The sequence below is a fragment of the Streptomyces sp. Act143 genome (genome assembly GCF_003143935.1).
Taxonomy (GTDB): Bacteria; Actinomycetota; Actinomycetes; order Streptomycetales; family Streptomycetaceae; genus Streptomyces.
The window spans coordinates 1,247,489-1,262,706 of record NZ_QFRX01000001.1; the positions used below are offsets into that span (position 1 = coordinate 1,247,489).

Genomic DNA, 15,218 nt, shown 5'->3' on the forward strand with positions numbered 1-15,218 from the left:
AACGCCCTTCGGGGTAGCGCGGGCGGCGGGCTACCCCGCCGCTTCGGACAGGGCCCGCAGCGGGTCGTCGAGCACCGGCTGCCACGCCAGCTCGGCCGCGCCGACCAGGCTGTTGTGGTCCAGGGTGCACGGCAGGATCGGTACGCCGCCGCTCTGCCCCCACAGGCTGCGGGCGGCGACGACCGCGCGCAGCCGGTCGGGGTCGGCGGCGAGGAGGGTGCGGTGCAGGCCGCCGAGGATGATGCGGTCGGGGTTGAGGATGTTCACCAGTCCGGCCAGGCCGAGGCCCAGCCGGTCGACGAGGGTCTCGGCGGCGGTGCGGACGGCCGGGTCGTCGTAGTGGTCCCGGATCAGGTCGTTGGCCTGCTGGAGCAGCGACACCACGGGCCCCGGCTCGCGCCCCGCGACGGTGAGGAGGGCCAGCGGGTCGGCCTCGACGTCGAGGCAGCCGCGGCTGCCGCAGTGGCAGGGGCGGCCCTCCGGGTTCACCGTGAGGTGGCCGACCTCCAGCGCCAGGCCCGAACTGCCCGTGTGCAGACGGCCGTCGAGGACGAGGGCGCCACCGACGCCCCGGTGTCCGGTCGCCACGCACAGCAGGTCCCGGGCGCCCCGGCCCGCGCCGTGCCGGTGCTCGGCGAGGGCGGCGAGGTTGACGTCGTTGCCCGCGAAGGCCGGCCCGGTGATTCCGGCCGCGCGCACGCACTCGGCGAAGATCCGGCGCACGGGGGCGCCCACGGGCCAGGCCAGGTGGAGCGGGTTGAGCGCGGTGCCGTCGGGTTCGGCCACGGCGGACGGCACGGCGAGACCCGCGCCGACGCAGCGGCGGCCGGTGGTGCGCAGCAGTTCGGCGCCGGCCTCGACGACCGAGCCGATGATCTTCGCCGGGTCGGCGTCGACGGTCTCGCAGGCGGGCGCGGTGGCGGCGATCCGGCCGCCGAGCCCGACCAGCGCCGCGCGGAACCCGTCGGCGTGCACCTGGGCGGCGAGGACGACCGGCCCGTCCTCGGCGACCGAGAGCCGGTGCGAGGGCCGCCCCTGGGAACCGGCGGCGGCAGCGGGCCGGGCGTCGACCCGGATCAGCCCGAGCGCCTCCAGTTCGGCGGCGACCGCGCCGGCCGTGGCACGCGTCACCCCGAGCTCGGCGGTGAGCACGGCCCGGGTCGGGGCCCGCCCGGTGTGCACGAGCTCCAGCGCGGGCCCGAGCGCACCGCGCCCCCGGTCCAGCCGCGTCCTAGAGGTGGTTCCTTCCCCCGCCGGCCGGGGGTCCGCGTTGCCGCTCATGAGGGCGAGTCTCCCATGATCCGCCGCACCGGCTGCCTACAGGCCACCGACTCTGAGCGTGATGTTCAGGCGCCCGGTCAGCCCCAACTCCGGGGGCGCGGTGCCCGGGTACACCTTGGGCACGCCGTGGTGGGCGAGCCGTGACGGCCCGCCGAACACGAAGAGGTCGCCGCTGCGCAGCTCGACGTCCGTCCAGGGCCGCGTCCGCGTCTCGGTGTTCCCGAACCGGAAGACACAGGTGTCGCCGAGGCTCAGCGACACCACCGGCGCGTCCGCCTTCTCGTCGCTGTCGCGGTGCATGCCCATGCGGGCGTCGCCGTCGTAGAAATTGATCAGCGCGATGTCGTACGGCGGAGGCGTCACCCCGAGGGCGTCCCGTGCCGCGCGGCTCCCCAGTTCTCCCAGCCACTCCGGGAACGGTTTCACGGGCGTGCCGTCGCCGTCGACGACCGTGCGGGCGTAGCCGTAGGGGTACCAGTGCAGGCCCAGGCAGACCTGCCGGGCGGTCATCGTGCCGCCGCCGGGCGTGCGGACAGTCCGCAGTCCGGCCGGCGGGCGGGCCCACTCCCGGCAGGCGGCCAGCAGGTCGCGTTGCAGCGGGGCATCGAGCCAGTCGGGGACGTGCACCGCGCCCGGCGCCACCTCGGTCCGGTCCCTGGGGAACAGCTCGGCATCCATGGGGACCATCCTGCCGGAGAAGCCCTGAGCTGCGGCTCCGCTAGCCTGGACGCACGATGAACGACCGTATGACGACGCCCTGGGGCGAGCTCGCGCTGGCCCGTTTCCCCGAGGACCCGCGTGACCGGCTGCGTGCCTGGGACGCCGCCGACGAATATCTGCTGCGGCACCTGCGGGAGGTCCCGCTGTCCGGCACGGTCGTGGTCCTCGGCGACCGCTGGGGCGCGCTGGTCACGGCGCTGGCCGCGCACGGGCCGACGCAGATCACGGACTCGTACCTGGGCCAGGAGGCGACCCGGGCGAATCTCGCCCGCAACGGGGTCGGGACCGGCATGGTACGGCTGCTGACGACCCAGGACCCGCCGCCGGGGCGGATCGACGTGCTGCTGGTACGGGTGCCGAAGAGCCTGGCCCTGCTGGAGGACCAGCTGCTGCGGCTGGCGCCCGCGGTGCACGAGGGCACGGTCGTCGTCGGCACCGGGATGGTGAAGGAGATCCACACCTCCACGCTGAAGCTCTTCGAGCGGATTCTCGGGCCGACCCGTACCTCCCTCGCCGAGAAGAAGGCCCGGCTGATCTTCTGCGCGCCGCGGGCGTCCGCGCAGCCGCTGCCGAACCCGTGGCCGTACCGCTACGCCCTCCCCGAGGGCATCGGGGCGGTCTCGGGGCGGACGGTCGTCAACCACGCGGGCGTCTTCTGCGCGGACCGGCTGGACATCGGCACCCGGTTCTTCCTGGGTCACCTGCCGGACAGCAAGGGCGCCCGGCGCGTCGTGGACCTCGGCTGCGGCAACGGAGTGGTCGGTACGGCGGTGGCGCTGGCCGATCCCGAGGCCGAGGTGCTGTTCGTGGACGAGTCGTTCCAGGCCGTGGCCTCCGCGGAGGCGACGTACCGGGCGAACGGCGTGCCGGGGCACGCCGAGTTCCGGGTCGGGGACGCGCTGACCGGGGTGCCGGACGGGAGCGTCGACCTCGTCCTGAACAACCCGCCGTTCCACTCCCACCAGGCCACGACCGACGCCACCGCGCGCCGTATGTTCGCCGACGCCCGGCGCGCGTTGCGGCCGGGCGGCGAGCTGTGGGTGATCGGCAACCGGCACCTCGGGTACCACGTGACTCTGCGCAGGCTGTTCGGGAACAGCCGACTCGTCGCCGGTGACCCGAAGTTCGTGGTGCTGAAGGCCGTCAAACGGTAGCGCCGGCGGCGCCCGGGAGCCGGCCGGTCGGACTCAGCCGGCCAGCACCCGGATGATCCGGGCCACCTCCGCGGCCATCGCCTCCCGCCCCACGCCCAGGTAGGCGCGCGTGTCGACGGCCTCGGGATGGGTGGTGAGGAACTCCCGTACGGCGCCCGTCATGGCGATGCTCAGGGCGGTGCCGACGTTGACCTTGGCGATGCCGCCCGTGACGGCGGTGGCCAGTTCGCCGTCCGGCACCCCGGACGAGCCGTGCAGGACGAGCGGTACGTCGAGGGTGGCGGCCAGGCGTTCGATGAGGTCGTGGTCGAGGGTGGCGGTGCGGCTGGTCATGGCGTGCGCACTGCCGACGGCCACGGCCAGGGCGTCCACGCCGGAGTCCGCCACGAAGGCGCGGGCCTCGGTGGGGTCGGTGCGGGCGCCGGGGGCGTGGGCATCGAGCGGCGGGGCGCCGTCCTTGCCGCCGATCTGACCCAACTCGGCCTCGATCCAGAGGCCTTGGGCGTGGGCCCAGTCGGCCGCGGCACGGGTGGCGGCGAGGTTCTCCGCGTACGGCAGCCGTGCGGCGTCGTACATCACTGAGCTGAATCCGGCGTCCGCGGCCTGTCGCAGCAGGACGTCGCTGTGGACGTGGTCGAGGTGCAACGCGACGGGAACGGCGGCGCGTTCGGCCGCGGCGACGGCGGCACGGGCGAGGGGTTGCAGCCGCCCCCTTCTGAACTTGACCGCGTTCTCACTGACTTGCACGACAACGGGTGCGTCGGTCGACTCCGCGCCGGTGACGATCGCCTCGACGTGTTCGAGCGTGACGGCGTTGAAGGCGGCGACGGCGGACTGCGCGGCGGCGGCCCGCGTGACGAGTTCGCCGGTGGTCACGAGAGGCATGGCTACTCCTGCGCGCCGGCGAGGATCACCGAACGGGTGAGGTGGCGCGGCCGGTCCGGATCGAGGCCCCGGGCCGCCGCGACGGCCACGGCGAGGCGCTGGGCGCGGACCAGTTCGGCGAGCGGGTCGAGGCCGCCCTCGACCCACAACGCGCCGGTGCCCCGCACCTGTTCGGCCAGCCCGTCGGGGGCCTCGCCGAGCATCCAGGTCGCGGTGGAGCGGGTGGTGACGCTGATGGGGCCGTGCCGGTACTCCATCGCCGGGTAGGCCTCGGTCCAGGCCAGCGCGGCCTCGCGCATCTTCAGCCCGGCCTCGTTGGCCAGGCCGACGGTCCAGCCGCGGCCGAGGAAGGTGAACTGCGTGCACTGAACCAGCCCTTCGGGCAGCGGGTCGGCGAGCGCGGCGCGGGCGTCGGTGACGGCGGAGCCGGGGTGCAGTCCGAGATGCGCCCGGAGCAGGGTGAGCGCGGTCGTCGCGAACCGCGTCTGCACGACGGACCGTTCGTCCGCGTAGTCGAGCACGACGACGTCGTCCGCGGCGGTCATGACGGGTGTGCGGGGATCGGCGGTGACGGCCGTGGTGCGTGTGCGCCCCTTCAACTGCCCCAGCAGCTCCAGGACTTCGGTGGTGGTGCCGGACCGGGTCAGGGCGACGACCCGGTCGTAGGACCGCCGCTGCGGGAACTCGGACGCGGCGAAGGCGTCCGTCTCGCCCTGACCCGCCCCTTCGCGCAGCGCGGCCGCGGACTGCGCCATGAAGTACGAGGTGCCGCACCCCACGATCGCGACCCGTTCCCCCGGCGCCGGCAGCGCTCCGGCGTGCCCCTCCGCCTCGCTCGCCGCACGGGTCCAGCACTCGGGCTGACTGGTCAGCTCGTCCTCGACATGCGTCATGACGCAACCCCTCCCCACCGATGGCACCGATGACATCGATGCTTGTTTATGCAAGATATAGCGGCCTTCCGAGCAGAATCAAGCATTCGGACGCCTGTGGAGGTGCGCTAGGGTCGCCGGGTGATCGAGGATGGGAGAGTGCGGATGTCCCGCGACGCCCGCTGGAAGGCGCTGCTGGAGCTGCTGGTGGAGCGCGGCCGGCTCGACGTCGAGGAGGCCGCCGCCGAACTGGAGGTCTCGGCCGCCACGATCCGGCGCGACTTCGACCAGCTGGCCGAGCAGCAGATGCTCGTGCGCACGCGGGGCGGCGCGGTCGTGCACGGGGTGTCGTACGAGCTGCCGCTGCGCTACAAGACCGCCCGGCACGCCTCCGAGAAGCAGCGCATCGCCAAGGCGGTCGCCGATCTCGTCGCGCCCGGCGAGGCCGTGGGGCTGACCGGCGGGACGACCACCACCGAGGTGGCGCGCGCCCTCGCGGTGCGCAGCGACCTCGGGTCCGGCTCGCCCGCGCTGACCGTCGTCACCAACGCGCTCAACATCGCCAACGAGCTGGCCGTGCGCCCCCAGTTCAAGATCGTGGTGACCGGCGGGGTCGCGCGGGCGCAGTCGTACGAGCTCATCGGGCCGCTCGCGGACGGCGTGCTGAGCCAGATCACCCTGGATGTGGCGGTGCTCGGCGTGGTCGCCCTCGACGTCACGCACGGGGCGGCCGCGGCCGACGAGGCGGAGGCGGCGATCAACCGGCTGCTGTGCGAGCGGGCCGAGCGCGTGGTCGTGGCCGCCGACTCCAGCAAGCTGGGGCAGCGGGCGTTCGCCCGGATCTGCCCCGCCGGGTCGGTGGACACCCTGGTCACGGACACCGCCGTGAGCGCGGAGACGGTACGGCGCTTCGAGGAGGCGGGGGTCCGGGTGATCGCGGTCTGAGGGAGCCGGGGATCACCCCGGTCGGCCGCTCCCCGACTCGTTCTCGATACCGGCGCTACCGGATCGACCTACGCTGGGTCCCAGGGAGGCTGCTATGAGCGGAACGCCGACGAACCAGCCGTATCTGCCGATCGCCGAGCACGGGCTGATCGGCGATCTGCGCAGCGTCGCCCTGGTGGGCACGGACGGCACGATCGACTGGTACTGCTGTCCGTCCTTCGACGCGCCGAGCGTCTTCGCGGCGATCCTGGACGCGGAGCGGGGCGGCGCGTTCGAGCTCGCGGCGTCGGTGCCGGCCCGGACCAAGCAGTTCTACTTCCCCGACACCAACGTCCTGATCACCCGGTTCTTCACTGAGGACGGCGTCGGCGAGGTCCAGGACTTCATGCCCGTGGACGGCGACGCGGCCGAGGTCGACCGGCACCGGCTGATCCGCCGGGTGGTGTGCGTACGGGGATCGATCCCGTTCCGGACCCGGGTCGCCCCGCGCTTCGACTACGGCCGGCAGCCGCACCGCCTGCGCATGGTCGGCGACGTGGCCGTCTTCGAGTCGGACAAGCTGTCGCTGGGCCTGACCGCGACCGTGCCGCTGGAGATCGACGACCTGGACGCGTGCGCCGACTTCAAGCTCGCGGAGGGCGAGTCGGCGGTGTTCGCGCTGGACCAGGTCGGCGGTGACGTGTCGCCGCGCCGGTGCGCGCGGACCGAGGCGGAGGAGCAGTTCGCGACGACGGTGGCGTACTGGCGGCGCTGGCTGTCGCAGTCCCAGTACCGCGGTCGCTGGCGGGAGATGGTGCACCGCTCGGCACTCACCCTCAAGCTCCTCACCTACGCCCCGACCGGCGCGATCGTCGCCGCGCCGACGACGAGCCTGCCCGAGCAGCTCGGCGGCGAACGCAACTGGGACTACCGGTACGTGTGGGTGCGCGACGCCGCCTTCTGCGTCTACGCACTGCTGCGCCTCGGTTTCACCGAGGAGGCCGAGGCGTTCATGAACTTCGTGACCCGGCACGTCAGTCCGGGCGACGGCAAGCCGTCCGGGCCGTTGCAGATCATGTACGGCATCGACGGCCGCACCGACCTCGCCGAGTCCGAACTCCCGCACCTGGAAGGGCATCAGGGTTCCGCGCCGGTCCGGATCGGCAACGCGGCCTCGGATCAGCTCCAGCTCGACATCTACGGCGCCCTGATCGACTCCATCTATCTGTACGACAAGTGGGCCAAGCCCATCTCCAGCGCCCAGTGGGACGACGTGTGCGCCCTGGTGGAGTGGGTGTGCGAACACTGGGACCAGCCCGACGAGGGCATCTGGGAGACCCGTGGCGGCCGGAAGAACTTCCTGTACTCGCGCCTGATGTGCTGGGTGGCGATCGAGCGGGCGATCCGCATGGCCAACCGGCGCGGTCTGCCCGCCGACCTGCCGCGCTGGCGGGAGTGTCGCGACACCATCTACCGGCGGATCATGCGCCGCGGCTGGTCGGAGGCCCGGCAGGCGTTCGTGCAGCACGAGGACGGTGACGTCCTGGACGCGGCCGTGCTGATGATGCCGCTGTCGAAGTTCATCGCGCCGACCGACCCCAAGTGGCTGTCCACGCTGGACGCGTTGACGCAGGAACTGGTCTCGGACTCGCTGGTCTACCGCTACGACCCGCTGGCCAGCCCGGACGGACTGCGGGGCGACGAGGGCACGTTCTCGATCTGCTCCTTCTGGTACGTCGAGGCGATGGTGCACGCCGGCCGGGTCGACGAGGCGCGGCTCGCCTTCGAGAAGATGCTGACGTACGCCAACCATCTGGGCCTGTACGCCGAGGAGATCAGCCACACCGGCGAGCAACAGGGCAACTTCCCGCAGGCGTTCACCCATCTCGCGCTGATCAGTGCGGCCTTCAACCTGGACCGGGCGCTGGGCTGAGCCGGGCGCTGGGCTGAGCCGGGCGCTGGGCTGAGCCGGCGCCCCCCGTGCCGGGTCGGGCACCTTGAGGGAGCGCAGGCACAGTGGCAGGTCGACGCGTGTCCGGGCCGGCGGGCGGGCCCTCAGTGGCCGTGCCCGTCCCCGGCGCCCTCGTGTCCGGCCCCGGTCCGCACCGTGAACGCCGCCGTGTGGACCTGCCCCTGGTGCTTGAAGTCGAGGAACAGGCGGTACGTCCCGTCACTGGGCGCGGTGGCCGTGAAGGAGATGCCGGGGCCCGACTCGGTCTTGCCGTCGCCCGGTTCGCCGTTGGGGTGGACGTGCAGGTAGGCCAGGTCGCCGGAGCGCAGGGCGACGAGGTGACCGTAGGCACCGAGGTAGGGCTGGAGGTCGGTGACGGGCCTGCCGACGCGGGTGACCTCGAGCTTGAGCTCGGTCGCGGTGTTCGGGGTCAGCCCGCCGCTCAGCCGCACCTTGTAGCCGTCGACGTCGGCGGTGCCGCTCGGGGCCGGGAGCCGCTGGGGCGCGTAGCTGCCCGAGGCCGCCAGGTCCGCGCCGAGGACGAGGTTCTCGGCGCCCTTCTTGGCCGGGGTGAAATCGGCGAAGACGCGGTAGCCGCCCGCGCGGGGCAGTTCGACGGGGATGCTCCAGGTGCCGTCGGCGGCGCGGACGGGGTGCAGATGCCGGTAGGTGACGAGGTCGCGTGAGGCGACGATGAGGTGGAGTTCCTTGTCGTGCTCGCGCTGGTACGCGGTGACGGCACGCCCCGTGGAGTCCCGTACGGCGAAGCGCAGCTCGGTGCGCTGTCCGGCCGTGAGGTGCGGAGTCTCCAGGTCCAGGGCGTAGCCGGCCTCGGAGATCTGCAGCCCGCCCGCCGGGCTCTCCTCGTGCCCCGCCTCACCACCCCCTCCTTCGTGACTTTCATGTGGGGCGGGCGCGCTCTCCGTGACGATCGGGTCGACGCCCTTGCCCACGCCGTAGGCGGTACCGAAGGTCGCGGCGAGCGCTGCGGCGAACGCGGAGATCTTGAGTCCGGCATGCATGGCCAGCTCCTTGTGGATCACGGCCGCCGCGTCGGTCACGGGGCCTTCGATACCGCAGACCATACCCCTGGGGGGTATAAAGTCAAGCCGCTCGACCCGCTTGCATCTAATACCCCCTGGGGGTATACATGGTCACGGCGGAAACACCCGCCCCCTGTCGATCAGCACGAGGAGCAGCAGCGATGAACACCACCGCGACCGGAGCCCCCTCCGCGGCCGTCCCTGCCGAGGTCGAGCTCGCCATCGGCGGCATGACCTGCGCCTCGTGCGCCGCACGCATCGAGAAGAAGCTCAACCGCATGGACGGCGTCACCGCCACCGTCAACTACGCCACCGAGAAGGCGAAGGTCAGCTACGCCGGTGACGTCTCGGTCCAGGACCTGATAGCGACCGTCGAGAAGACCGGCTACACCGCGCAGGAGCCGTCGCCGCCGGAGGAACCCGGGGGCGACGAGCCCGTGGACGACGAACTGCGCACCCTGCGGCAGCGGTTGACGACCGCGGTGCTGCTCGCCGTTCCGGTCGTCGCGATGGCCATGGTCCCGGCCCTGCAGTTCGAGTACTGGCAGTGGCTGTCGCTCACCCTGGCGGCGCCGGTCGTGACATACGCCGGATGGCCCTTCCACAAGGCGGCGTTCACCAACGCGCGGCACGGGGCCGCGACCATGGACACGTTGATCTCGGTGGGCACGCTGGCCGCGTTCGGCTGGTCGCTGTGGGCGCTGTTCCTCGGCACCGCCGGCACCCCGGGCATGACACACCCCTTCGAGCTGACGATCGCCCGGGGCGACGGCGCCGGAAACATCTACCTGGAGGCCGCGGCCGGCGTCACCGCCTTCATCCTGGCCGGGCGCTACTTCGAGGCGCGGTCCAAGCGCAAGGCGGGCGCCGCGCTGCGGGCACTGCTGGAGCTGGGCGCCAAGGACGTGACCGTGCTGGGCGCCGACGGTCGCGAACAGACGGTACCGGTCGGCGAGTTGAAGGTCGGCGACCGCTTCCTGGTGCGGCCCGGCGAGAAGATCGCCACCGACGGAACGGTCGTCGAGGGCTCCTCGGCCGTCGACGCCTCGATGCTGACCGGAGAGTCCGTGCCGGTGGAGGTCGCCCCGGGCGACGCGGTCACCGGAGCCACGGTCAACGCCGGCGGGCGGCTCGTCGTCGAGGCCACCCGGGTCGGCACCGACACCCAACTCGCCCGCATGGCCAAGCTGGTGGAGGACGCGCAGAACGGGAAGGCGGCGGCGCAGCGGCTCGCGGACCGGATCTCCGCGGTGTTCGTCCCGATCGTGATCGCCCTCGCGCTCGGCACCCTCGGCTTCTGGCTCGGCAACGGCGCCGGGCTGACGGCCGCGTTCACCGCCGCGGTGGCCGTGCTGATCATTGCCTGCCCGTGCGCCCTGGGGCTGGCCACACCGACCGCGCTGCTGGTGGGCACGGGCCGGGGTGCGCAGCTCGGCATCCTCATCAAGGGCCCGGAGGTCCTGGAGTCCACCCGCAAGGTCGACACGATCGTCCTCGACAAGACCGGTACGGTCACCACGGGCCGGATGACGCTGCTGGCCGTGCACACCGCCGACGGCACGGACGAGGCCGAAGTCCTGCGGCTGGCGGGCGCGTTGGAGCACGCCTCGGAGCACCCGATCGCCCGTGCGGTCGCCGACGGCGCGCTGGAGAAGCTCGGTTCACTGCCGACGCCCGAGGACTTCGCGAACGTGCCGGGGCTCGGCGTGCAGGGCATCGTCGACGGCCACGCGGTGCTGGTCGGCCGGGAGCGGCTGCTCAGTGAGTGGGCGATGGAACTGCCGGGAACGCTGGCGCTGCTGAAGGCACAGGCCGAGGAGTCCGGTCGTACGGCGATCGCCGTCGCCTGGGACGGCGAGGCGCGGGCGGTCCTCGAAGTCGCCGACGCCGTCAAGGAGACCAGCGCGGAGGCGATCACGCGGCTGCGGGCGCTCGGTCTGACGCCGATCCTGCTGACCGGTGACAACGAGGCGGTGGCGCGGTCCGTCGCCCGCGAGGTCGGCATCGCCCCCGAGCACGTCATCGCCGAGGTGCTGCCGCAGGACAAGGTCGACGTCGTCAAGCGCCTTCAGGGCGAGGGGCGTTCGGTGGCGATGGTCGGCGACGGCGTCAACGACGCGGCCGCCCTGGCCCAGGCCGACCTGGGGCTCGCCATGGGCACCGGCACGGACGCCGCGATCGAGGCCGGTGACCTGACCCTGGTCCGCGGTGACCTGCGCGCCGCGGCGGACGCCATCCGGCTGGCCCGGCGGACCCTCGGCACCATCCGGTCCAACCTGTTCTGGGCGTTCGCGTACAACGTGGCCGCCCTGCCGTTGGCCGCGGCCGGACTGCTCAACCCGATGCTCGCCGGGGCGGCCATGGCCTTCTCGTCGGTGTTCGTGGTGGGCAACTCGCTGCGGCTGCGGTCGTTCAAGGCGGCGGACTGAACGGCCGCGGGGCTGAGAGGCCGACGGACTGAGAGGCCGATGGACTGAACCGCACACTGAACGGAACACTGAACCGCATACGACACGGGCGACGGCCCGCTGAAGAGGACTTCAGCGGGCCGTCGTCCCTACGCGTGCCGGAGCCCGGTCAGCCCAGCTTCTTCAGCAGCTCGTCGGCGAGCGGCGCGGAGGAGGCCGGGTTCTGGCCGGTGACGAGGTTGCGGTCGACGACGACCTTCGGGGTCCACGGCTCACCCACCTCGACCTGCACGCCCGCCTCGGTCAGCCGGTCCTGGAGCAGCCACTTGGCCCGGTCGGCGAGGCCGCCCTGGATCTCCTCGGCGTTGGTGAACGCGGCCACCCGGTAGCCCGAGAAGGAGTTGGTGCCGTCGTCCTTGACCGCGGCGAGCAGCGCGGCCGGGCCGTGGCAGACCACGCCGAGCGGCTTGCCCGACTCCAGGGCGAGGGTGAGCAGCTTGCCGGAGTCGGCGTCGACGGCCAGGTCCTCCATGGGGCCGTGGCCGCCCGGGTAGAAGACGGCGGCGTAGTCGTCGAGGTCGACGTCCGCGAGCTTGACCGGCTGCTGGAGCTCGGTCATCGCGGCGAGCGCGGCGGCGGTCCGGTCGGCGCCTTCCTGGCCGCCGTTGAACTCGGGCGCGAGGCTGCCCTGGTCGACCGGGGGGACGACACCGCCGGGAGTGGCCACGACGACCTCGTGACCGGCGGCCTTGACGGCCTGGTACGGGGCGACGGCCTCCTCGGCCCAGAAGCCGGTGGGGTGCGGGGTGCCGTCCGCGAGGGTCCAGTGGTCGGCGCCGGTCATCACGAAGAGGATCTTTGACATGGTTCGAACGTAGGTCGTCCACTCATAGAAATCCAATAGGCTCATATATATGAGAGATAGGGAAACCAATGTCCACCCGGTCGGAGGCCCGCTGGACCTGAACCTGCTGCGCACCTTCCTGACCGTGTACCGCACCGGCTCCTTCACCGCCGCCGCCCGCCTCCTCGGCCTGTCCCAGCCGACGGTGACCACGCAGATCCGGGCCTTGGAGCGGCAGCTGGACCGGGAGCTGTTCGAGCGGCTGGCCCGCGGGGTGGCGCCCGCGCCCTACGCGGACGAGCTGGCCGCCCGGATCGTCGAGCCCCTGGACTCGCTGGCCTCGGTGGCGCGACCCGACGACGACACCCCGGCCGAGCCCGTGCACCTCGCCGGACCGGCCGAGTACCTGGCCCGTTCCGTCCTGCCGGGCATCGCGCCGCTCGTGGAACGGGGCGTACGGCTGCGCGTCACGCCCGGGCTGACCGAGCCGCTCCTGGAGGATCTGCGTGCGGGCCGGCACGACCTGGTGATCGCCACGTTCCGGCCGCGCGGCCGGACCCTGACCTCCGTGCCGCTGAACGACGAGGAGTTCGTGCTGGTCGCCGGGCCCGCCTGGGCGGAGCGGATCGGCGGAGCGGGCCGGATCGCGGCGGAGGGGGCCGCCGCCCTGCACGGTGTCCCCCTGGTCGCGTACGCCGAGGACCTGCCCATCGTGCGCCGCTACTGGCGGCATGTGTTCGGCAAGCGCCTGGTGTGCCAGCCCGCGGTGACGATGCCCGACCTGACCGCGGTGCGGGCGGCGGTCGCGGGCGGTACGGGCTTCTCGGTGCTCCCCCGCTACCTCTGCGCCGACGAGCTGGCGTCCGGCGCGCTGGTCCTGCTGCACGACCCGGACGACCCGCCCATCAACACCGGCTTCCTGGTGCAGCGCCCCGGCGTCTCGGGCAACCCGCACGTGGCCGTCGTACGCGACCATCTGCTGAGGGCAGCCCGGGAGCAGCAGCCGAACCCCTGATCTTCAGGGCTTCAGGAAGGACGAGCGCGCGCCTTCGAGGGTGGCGTCCATCCGGGCCGCCTGCCCCTGAGTGAACATGAACATGCCCGCGTCGTCCGTGTAGTCCATGTAGTTCACGAACATGTCCCCGTCGGGCGCGTTGTTGCACGTCACATGCGGGAACGCGGGCATGCCGAAGTTGGGGCCGCCGGCGTTGGGGGTGTCCGCGACGAAGTCGCTGCCGCTGCAGCCCTGGCCGTCGTCGCCCCAGATGTGGAACAGGTTGAGCCAGTGGCCGACTTCGTGGGTCGCGGTCCGGCCCAGGTTGAACGGCGCCCGCGCCGTCCCCGTCGTACCGAAGAAGCCGTGGCCGATGACCACGCCGTCCGTCTCGGCGGGCCCGCCCGGGAACTGGGCGTAGCCGAGGATCTCCCCGAGGCCGGGGTCGGGGTCCTGGATGCGCGGGGCGACCCAGAGGTTGAGGTACTGGTCGGCGGGCCAGGCGTCGTGGCCGCCGCTCGACGCGAACTTGATCGCGTCGTCCGTGCCGAAGGTGTCCGTCGCGGTCTCGGTGCGGGTGATCCCGCTGGTGGGCCCGCCGGAGGGGTCCTGAGTGGCGAGCGCGAACTCGATGCGGCAGTCGGCGGTGAGCGACTGCCAGACCGCGGGGACCTCGGAGACATCCGGGTTGAGCATCCGGTAGTCCTGGTTCAGGACCTCGATCTGGCTCGCGATCTGCGCGTCGTCGATGTTCTGCTCGGGCGTGTGGTGGACGACGTGCACGACCACCGGGATCACCGTCACACCGACGCGGGCCGAGGTCTGCAGGCCGGTCTCGAAGGCGAAGGCCCGGTTCTCCACCGCGTCCCGCGCGAGAGCGTAGGCGGGGTTCTCGGTCAGCAGCCGCCGGTGGACCGGCATCGTGCCGCAGACGCGGCGGGCCGGGGCGGGGGTGGTCTCGTCGGTCTCGATCTCGGGCACGCTGCACCGCCTGACGATGGCCGCGCCTGCGGGGCGCGGAGGTGAGGGTGGAACGGGCCCGTTGAGGATTACGGTAGGGCGATCGCACGGACGCGGTAAGCCGAATCCCGGAATCCGCAGTAAGTACGGCGTTGCATTCCGTATCGGGTCAACTGGACAGGTTTCCTGCTCAACATGCACGGAACAGGAGGTGACCGGCGATGAGCGGTCCGCCGCCGGAACTGATCGGGACGTGGGTCCATGCGTACGAGGAGGACTCCCCCGGCGTGACGGTGTACCGCCCGGCCGGGTACCCGCTGCCGCCCGCGCGGGGTCGCCGGGGATTGGAGTTCGCCGCGGACGGCACGTACGTCGAGCACCTCATCGGACGCGGCGACACTCCGGGCCGGCGCACCGGCCGGTGGACGTCGGCGGACCCGGAGGGCCGTCGGCTGGCGCTGAGCCTCCCCGACACGGAGCAGCGCCGGCTGGAGATACTCCATGTCGACGGGCAGATCCTCAAGGTACGGGCTTCGGACGGAGGGCATCTTGTTCCGTAGCGGTGCGGTGGAGACGGTCGGTGCGATGCGCGGACATGCCGTGGCGGCGGTCGGTGCGGTGCGCGGACATGCCGTGGCGGTAGCGGTGGCGGTGGTCGGCGCGGTCACGCTCGTCGGTTGCGGCACGGAAGGGAGTGGCGGTTCGGCTCCGCATGGCTCGGGAGTGACGGCCGAGGCCTCGGCTTCGACACCGTCGCCCGCGCCGAAGCCGCCGCGGTCCCCCACCTCTGCACCCGCCCCCACCCCCACCCCGGTCCCCGTCACCAGCCCCGGCCAGCAGCTCGTGTCCCTGAGCATCAGCGGTGGCTTCGCCGGCGTCTCCCAGCAGGTGGTGCTGCGCGGCGACGGCACCGTCCACGCCCGTGACAACGGCAGGACCGCGGTGCACCGTCTCAGCGCGGCCGAGTTCCGCGAGCTGCGGACGCTGCTCGGCGATCCGGCACTGGACGAGGTCCCGGACTTCACGGTGAACACCGGCGCTGCGGACCTGTTCCAGTACGAGCTCCGCTTCGACGACCGCACGGTCGTCACCGACCGCTCCGCCGCGCATCCCGCCCTCGACCGCCTCATCGACGCCCTGAGCGAGTTTCTGCCGAAGAGCTGACGGCGTGCTCCCGCCTCG

General features: G+C 72.5%; 14 protein-coding genes. 7 read left to right on the top strand and 7 right to left on the bottom strand.

Annotation, left to right across the window (positions count from 1 at the left end; translation table 11 throughout):
- Nucleotides 1-30: 30 nt before the first annotated feature.
- Nucleotides 31-1,281, bottom strand: a complete 1,251-nt coding sequence (locus DI272_RS05510) for an ROK family protein (protein WP_109494018.1) — start codon at nt 1,279-1,281, stop codon at nt 31-33.
- Between the two features lie 36 nt (nt 1,282-1,317).
- A complete protein-coding gene (locus DI272_RS05515; RefSeq protein ID WP_109494019.1) occupies nt 1,318-1,959 on the bottom strand; it encodes an alpha-ketoglutarate-dependent dioxygenase AlkB in 642 nt (213 codons plus the stop codon).
- A gap of 68 nt (nt 1,960-2,027) precedes the next feature.
- Here DI272_RS05515 and DI272_RS05520 point away from each other — a divergent pair, with 68 nt between their 5' ends.
- Nucleotides 2,028-3,155 (top strand): methyltransferase, encoded by a 1,128-nt coding sequence (locus DI272_RS05520; protein WP_109494020.1) that lies wholly within the window; start codon nt 2,028-2,030, stop codon nt 3,153-3,155.
- A 33-nt stretch (nt 3,156-3,188) separates the two neighbouring features.
- Here the strand turns inward: DI272_RS05520 and DI272_RS05525 are convergent, their stop codons facing one another.
- Together DI272_RS05525 and DI272_RS05530 are read right to left on the bottom strand one after the other, a co-directional pair.
- Nucleotides 3,189-4,040: a ketose-bisphosphate aldolase gene (locus DI272_RS05525; RefSeq protein WP_109494021.1), complete on the bottom strand. Its 852-nt coding sequence runs from the start codon at nt 4,038-4,040 to the stop codon at nt 3,189-3,191.
- A 2-nt stretch (nt 4,041-4,042) separates the two neighbouring features.
- Nucleotides 4,043-4,933, bottom strand: coding sequence for an SIS domain-containing protein (locus DI272_RS05530; RefSeq protein WP_109494022.1), 891 nt, complete (start codon nt 4,931-4,933; stop codon nt 4,043-4,045).
- A 144-nt stretch (nt 4,934-5,077) separates the two neighbouring features.
- Here DI272_RS05530 and DI272_RS05535 point away from each other — a divergent pair, with 144 nt between their 5' ends.
- Both DI272_RS05535 and DI272_RS05540 read left to right on the top strand, forming a co-directional pair.
- Complete coding sequence (locus DI272_RS05535) at nt 5,078-5,857, top strand: DeoR/GlpR family DNA-binding transcription regulator (RefSeq protein ID WP_109494023.1); 780 nt, start codon at nt 5,078-5,080, stop codon at nt 5,855-5,857.
- A 94-nt stretch (nt 5,858-5,951) separates the two neighbouring features.
- Nucleotides 5,952-7,769, top strand: a complete 1,818-nt coding sequence (locus tag DI272_RS05540; protein ID WP_109494024.1) for a glycoside hydrolase family 15 protein — start codon at nt 5,952-5,954, stop codon at nt 7,767-7,769.
- 122 nt (nt 7,770-7,891) lie between these two features.
- On the opposite strand, the gene DI272_RS05545 is transcribed toward DI272_RS05540, so the two are convergent.
- Nucleotides 7,892-8,809 carry a hypothetical protein gene (locus DI272_RS05545; RefSeq protein ID WP_109500696.1) on the bottom strand — a complete coding sequence of 306 codons (918 nt, stop codon included), beginning with the start codon at nt 8,807-8,809 and terminating at the stop codon, nt 7,892-7,894.
- Between the two features lie 182 nt (nt 8,810-8,991).
- Here DI272_RS05545 and DI272_RS05550 point away from each other — a divergent pair, with 182 nt between their 5' ends.
- Nucleotides 8,992-11,259 carry a cation-translocating P-type ATPase gene (locus DI272_RS05550; protein WP_109494025.1) on the top strand — a complete coding sequence of 756 codons (2,268 nt, stop codon included), beginning with the start codon at nt 8,992-8,994 and terminating at the stop codon, nt 11,257-11,259.
- A 148-nt stretch (nt 11,260-11,407) separates the two neighbouring features.
- On the opposite strand, the gene DI272_RS05555 is transcribed toward DI272_RS05550, so the two are convergent.
- The gene (locus DI272_RS05555) at nt 11,408-12,103 is read right to left on the bottom strand and encodes a type 1 glutamine amidotransferase domain-containing protein (RefSeq protein WP_109494026.1); all 696 of its coding nucleotides are present in this window, start codon (nt 12,101-12,103) and stop codon (nt 11,408-11,410) included.
- A gap of 49 nt (nt 12,104-12,152) precedes the next feature.
- On the opposite strand from DI272_RS05555, the gene DI272_RS05560 reads away from it, so the two are divergent.
- Entirely contained in the window at nt 12,153-13,097 is a 945-nt protein-coding gene (locus DI272_RS05560; protein WP_109494027.1) for a LysR family transcriptional regulator, read from the top strand.
- 3 nt (nt 13,098-13,100) lie between these two features.
- Here DI272_RS05560 and DI272_RS05565 read toward each other — a convergent pair whose 3' ends face one another.
- Nucleotides 13,101-14,057, bottom strand: coding sequence for a zinc metalloprotease (locus DI272_RS05565; RefSeq protein WP_258314470.1), 957 nt, complete (start codon nt 14,055-14,057; stop codon nt 13,101-13,103).
- Nucleotides 14,058-14,257: 200 nt separating this feature from the next.
- On the opposite strand from DI272_RS05565, the gene DI272_RS05570 reads away from it, so the two are divergent.
- Together DI272_RS05570 and DI272_RS05575 are read left to right on the top strand one after the other, a co-directional pair.
- Complete coding sequence (locus tag DI272_RS05570; RefSeq protein ID WP_109494028.1) at nt 14,258-14,596, top strand: hypothetical protein; 339 nt, start codon at nt 14,258-14,260, stop codon at nt 14,594-14,596.
- Nucleotides 14,586-15,200, top strand: a complete 615-nt coding sequence (locus tag DI272_RS05575; protein WP_258314471.1) for a hypothetical protein — start codon at nt 14,586-14,588, stop codon at nt 15,198-15,200. Before DI272_RS05570 ends, DI272_RS05575 begins: the two co-directional genes overlap by 11 nt.
- Nucleotides 15,201-15,218 lie beyond the last annotated feature (18 nt).

What these genes read in the sequence shown, in the direction of transcription:
- DI272_RS05510 (WP_109494018.1), bottom strand. Translation starts at nt 1,281, where the DNA reads ATGAGCGGCAACGCGGACCCCCGGCCGGCGGGGGAAGGAACCACCTCT.
- DI272_RS05525 (WP_109494021.1), bottom strand. Translation starts at nt 4,040, where the DNA reads ATGCCTCTCGTGACCACCGGCGAACTCGTCACGCGGGCCGCCGCCGCG.
- DI272_RS05570 (WP_109494028.1), top strand. Translation starts at nt 14,258, where the DNA reads ATGAGCGGTCCGCCGCCGGAACTGATCGGGACGTGGGTCCATGCGTAC.
- DI272_RS05555 (WP_109494026.1), bottom strand. Translation starts at nt 12,103, where the DNA reads ATGTCAAAGATCCTCTTCGTGATGACCGGCGCCGACCACTGGACCCTC.
- DI272_RS05535 (WP_109494023.1), top strand. Translation starts at nt 5,078, where the DNA reads ATGTCCCGCGACGCCCGCTGGAAGGCGCTGCTGGAGCTGCTGGTGGAG.
- DI272_RS05515 (WP_109494019.1), bottom strand. Translation starts at nt 1,959, where the DNA reads ATGGATGCCGAGCTGTTCCCCAGGGACCGGACCGAGGTGGCGCCGGGC.
- DI272_RS05520 (WP_109494020.1), top strand. Translation starts at nt 2,028, where the DNA reads ATGACGACGCCCTGGGGCGAGCTCGCGCTGGCCCGTTTCCCCGAGGAC.
- DI272_RS05550 (WP_109494025.1), top strand. Translation starts at nt 8,992, where the DNA reads ATGAACACCACCGCGACCGGAGCCCCCTCCGCGGCCGTCCCTGCCGAG.
- DI272_RS05530 (WP_109494022.1), bottom strand. Translation starts at nt 4,933, where the DNA reads ATGACGCATGTCGAGGACGAGCTGACCAGTCAGCCCGAGTGCTGGACC.
- DI272_RS05540 (WP_109494024.1), top strand. Translation starts at nt 5,952, where the DNA reads ATGAGCGGAACGCCGACGAACCAGCCGTATCTGCCGATCGCCGAGCAC.
- DI272_RS05545 (WP_109500696.1), bottom strand. Translation starts at nt 8,809, where the DNA reads ATGCATGCCGGACTCAAGATCTCCGCGTTCGCCGCAGCGCTCGCCGCG.
- DI272_RS05560 (WP_109494027.1), top strand. Translation starts at nt 12,153, where the DNA reads ATGAGAGATAGGGAAACCAATGTCCACCCGGTCGGAGGCCCGCTGGAC.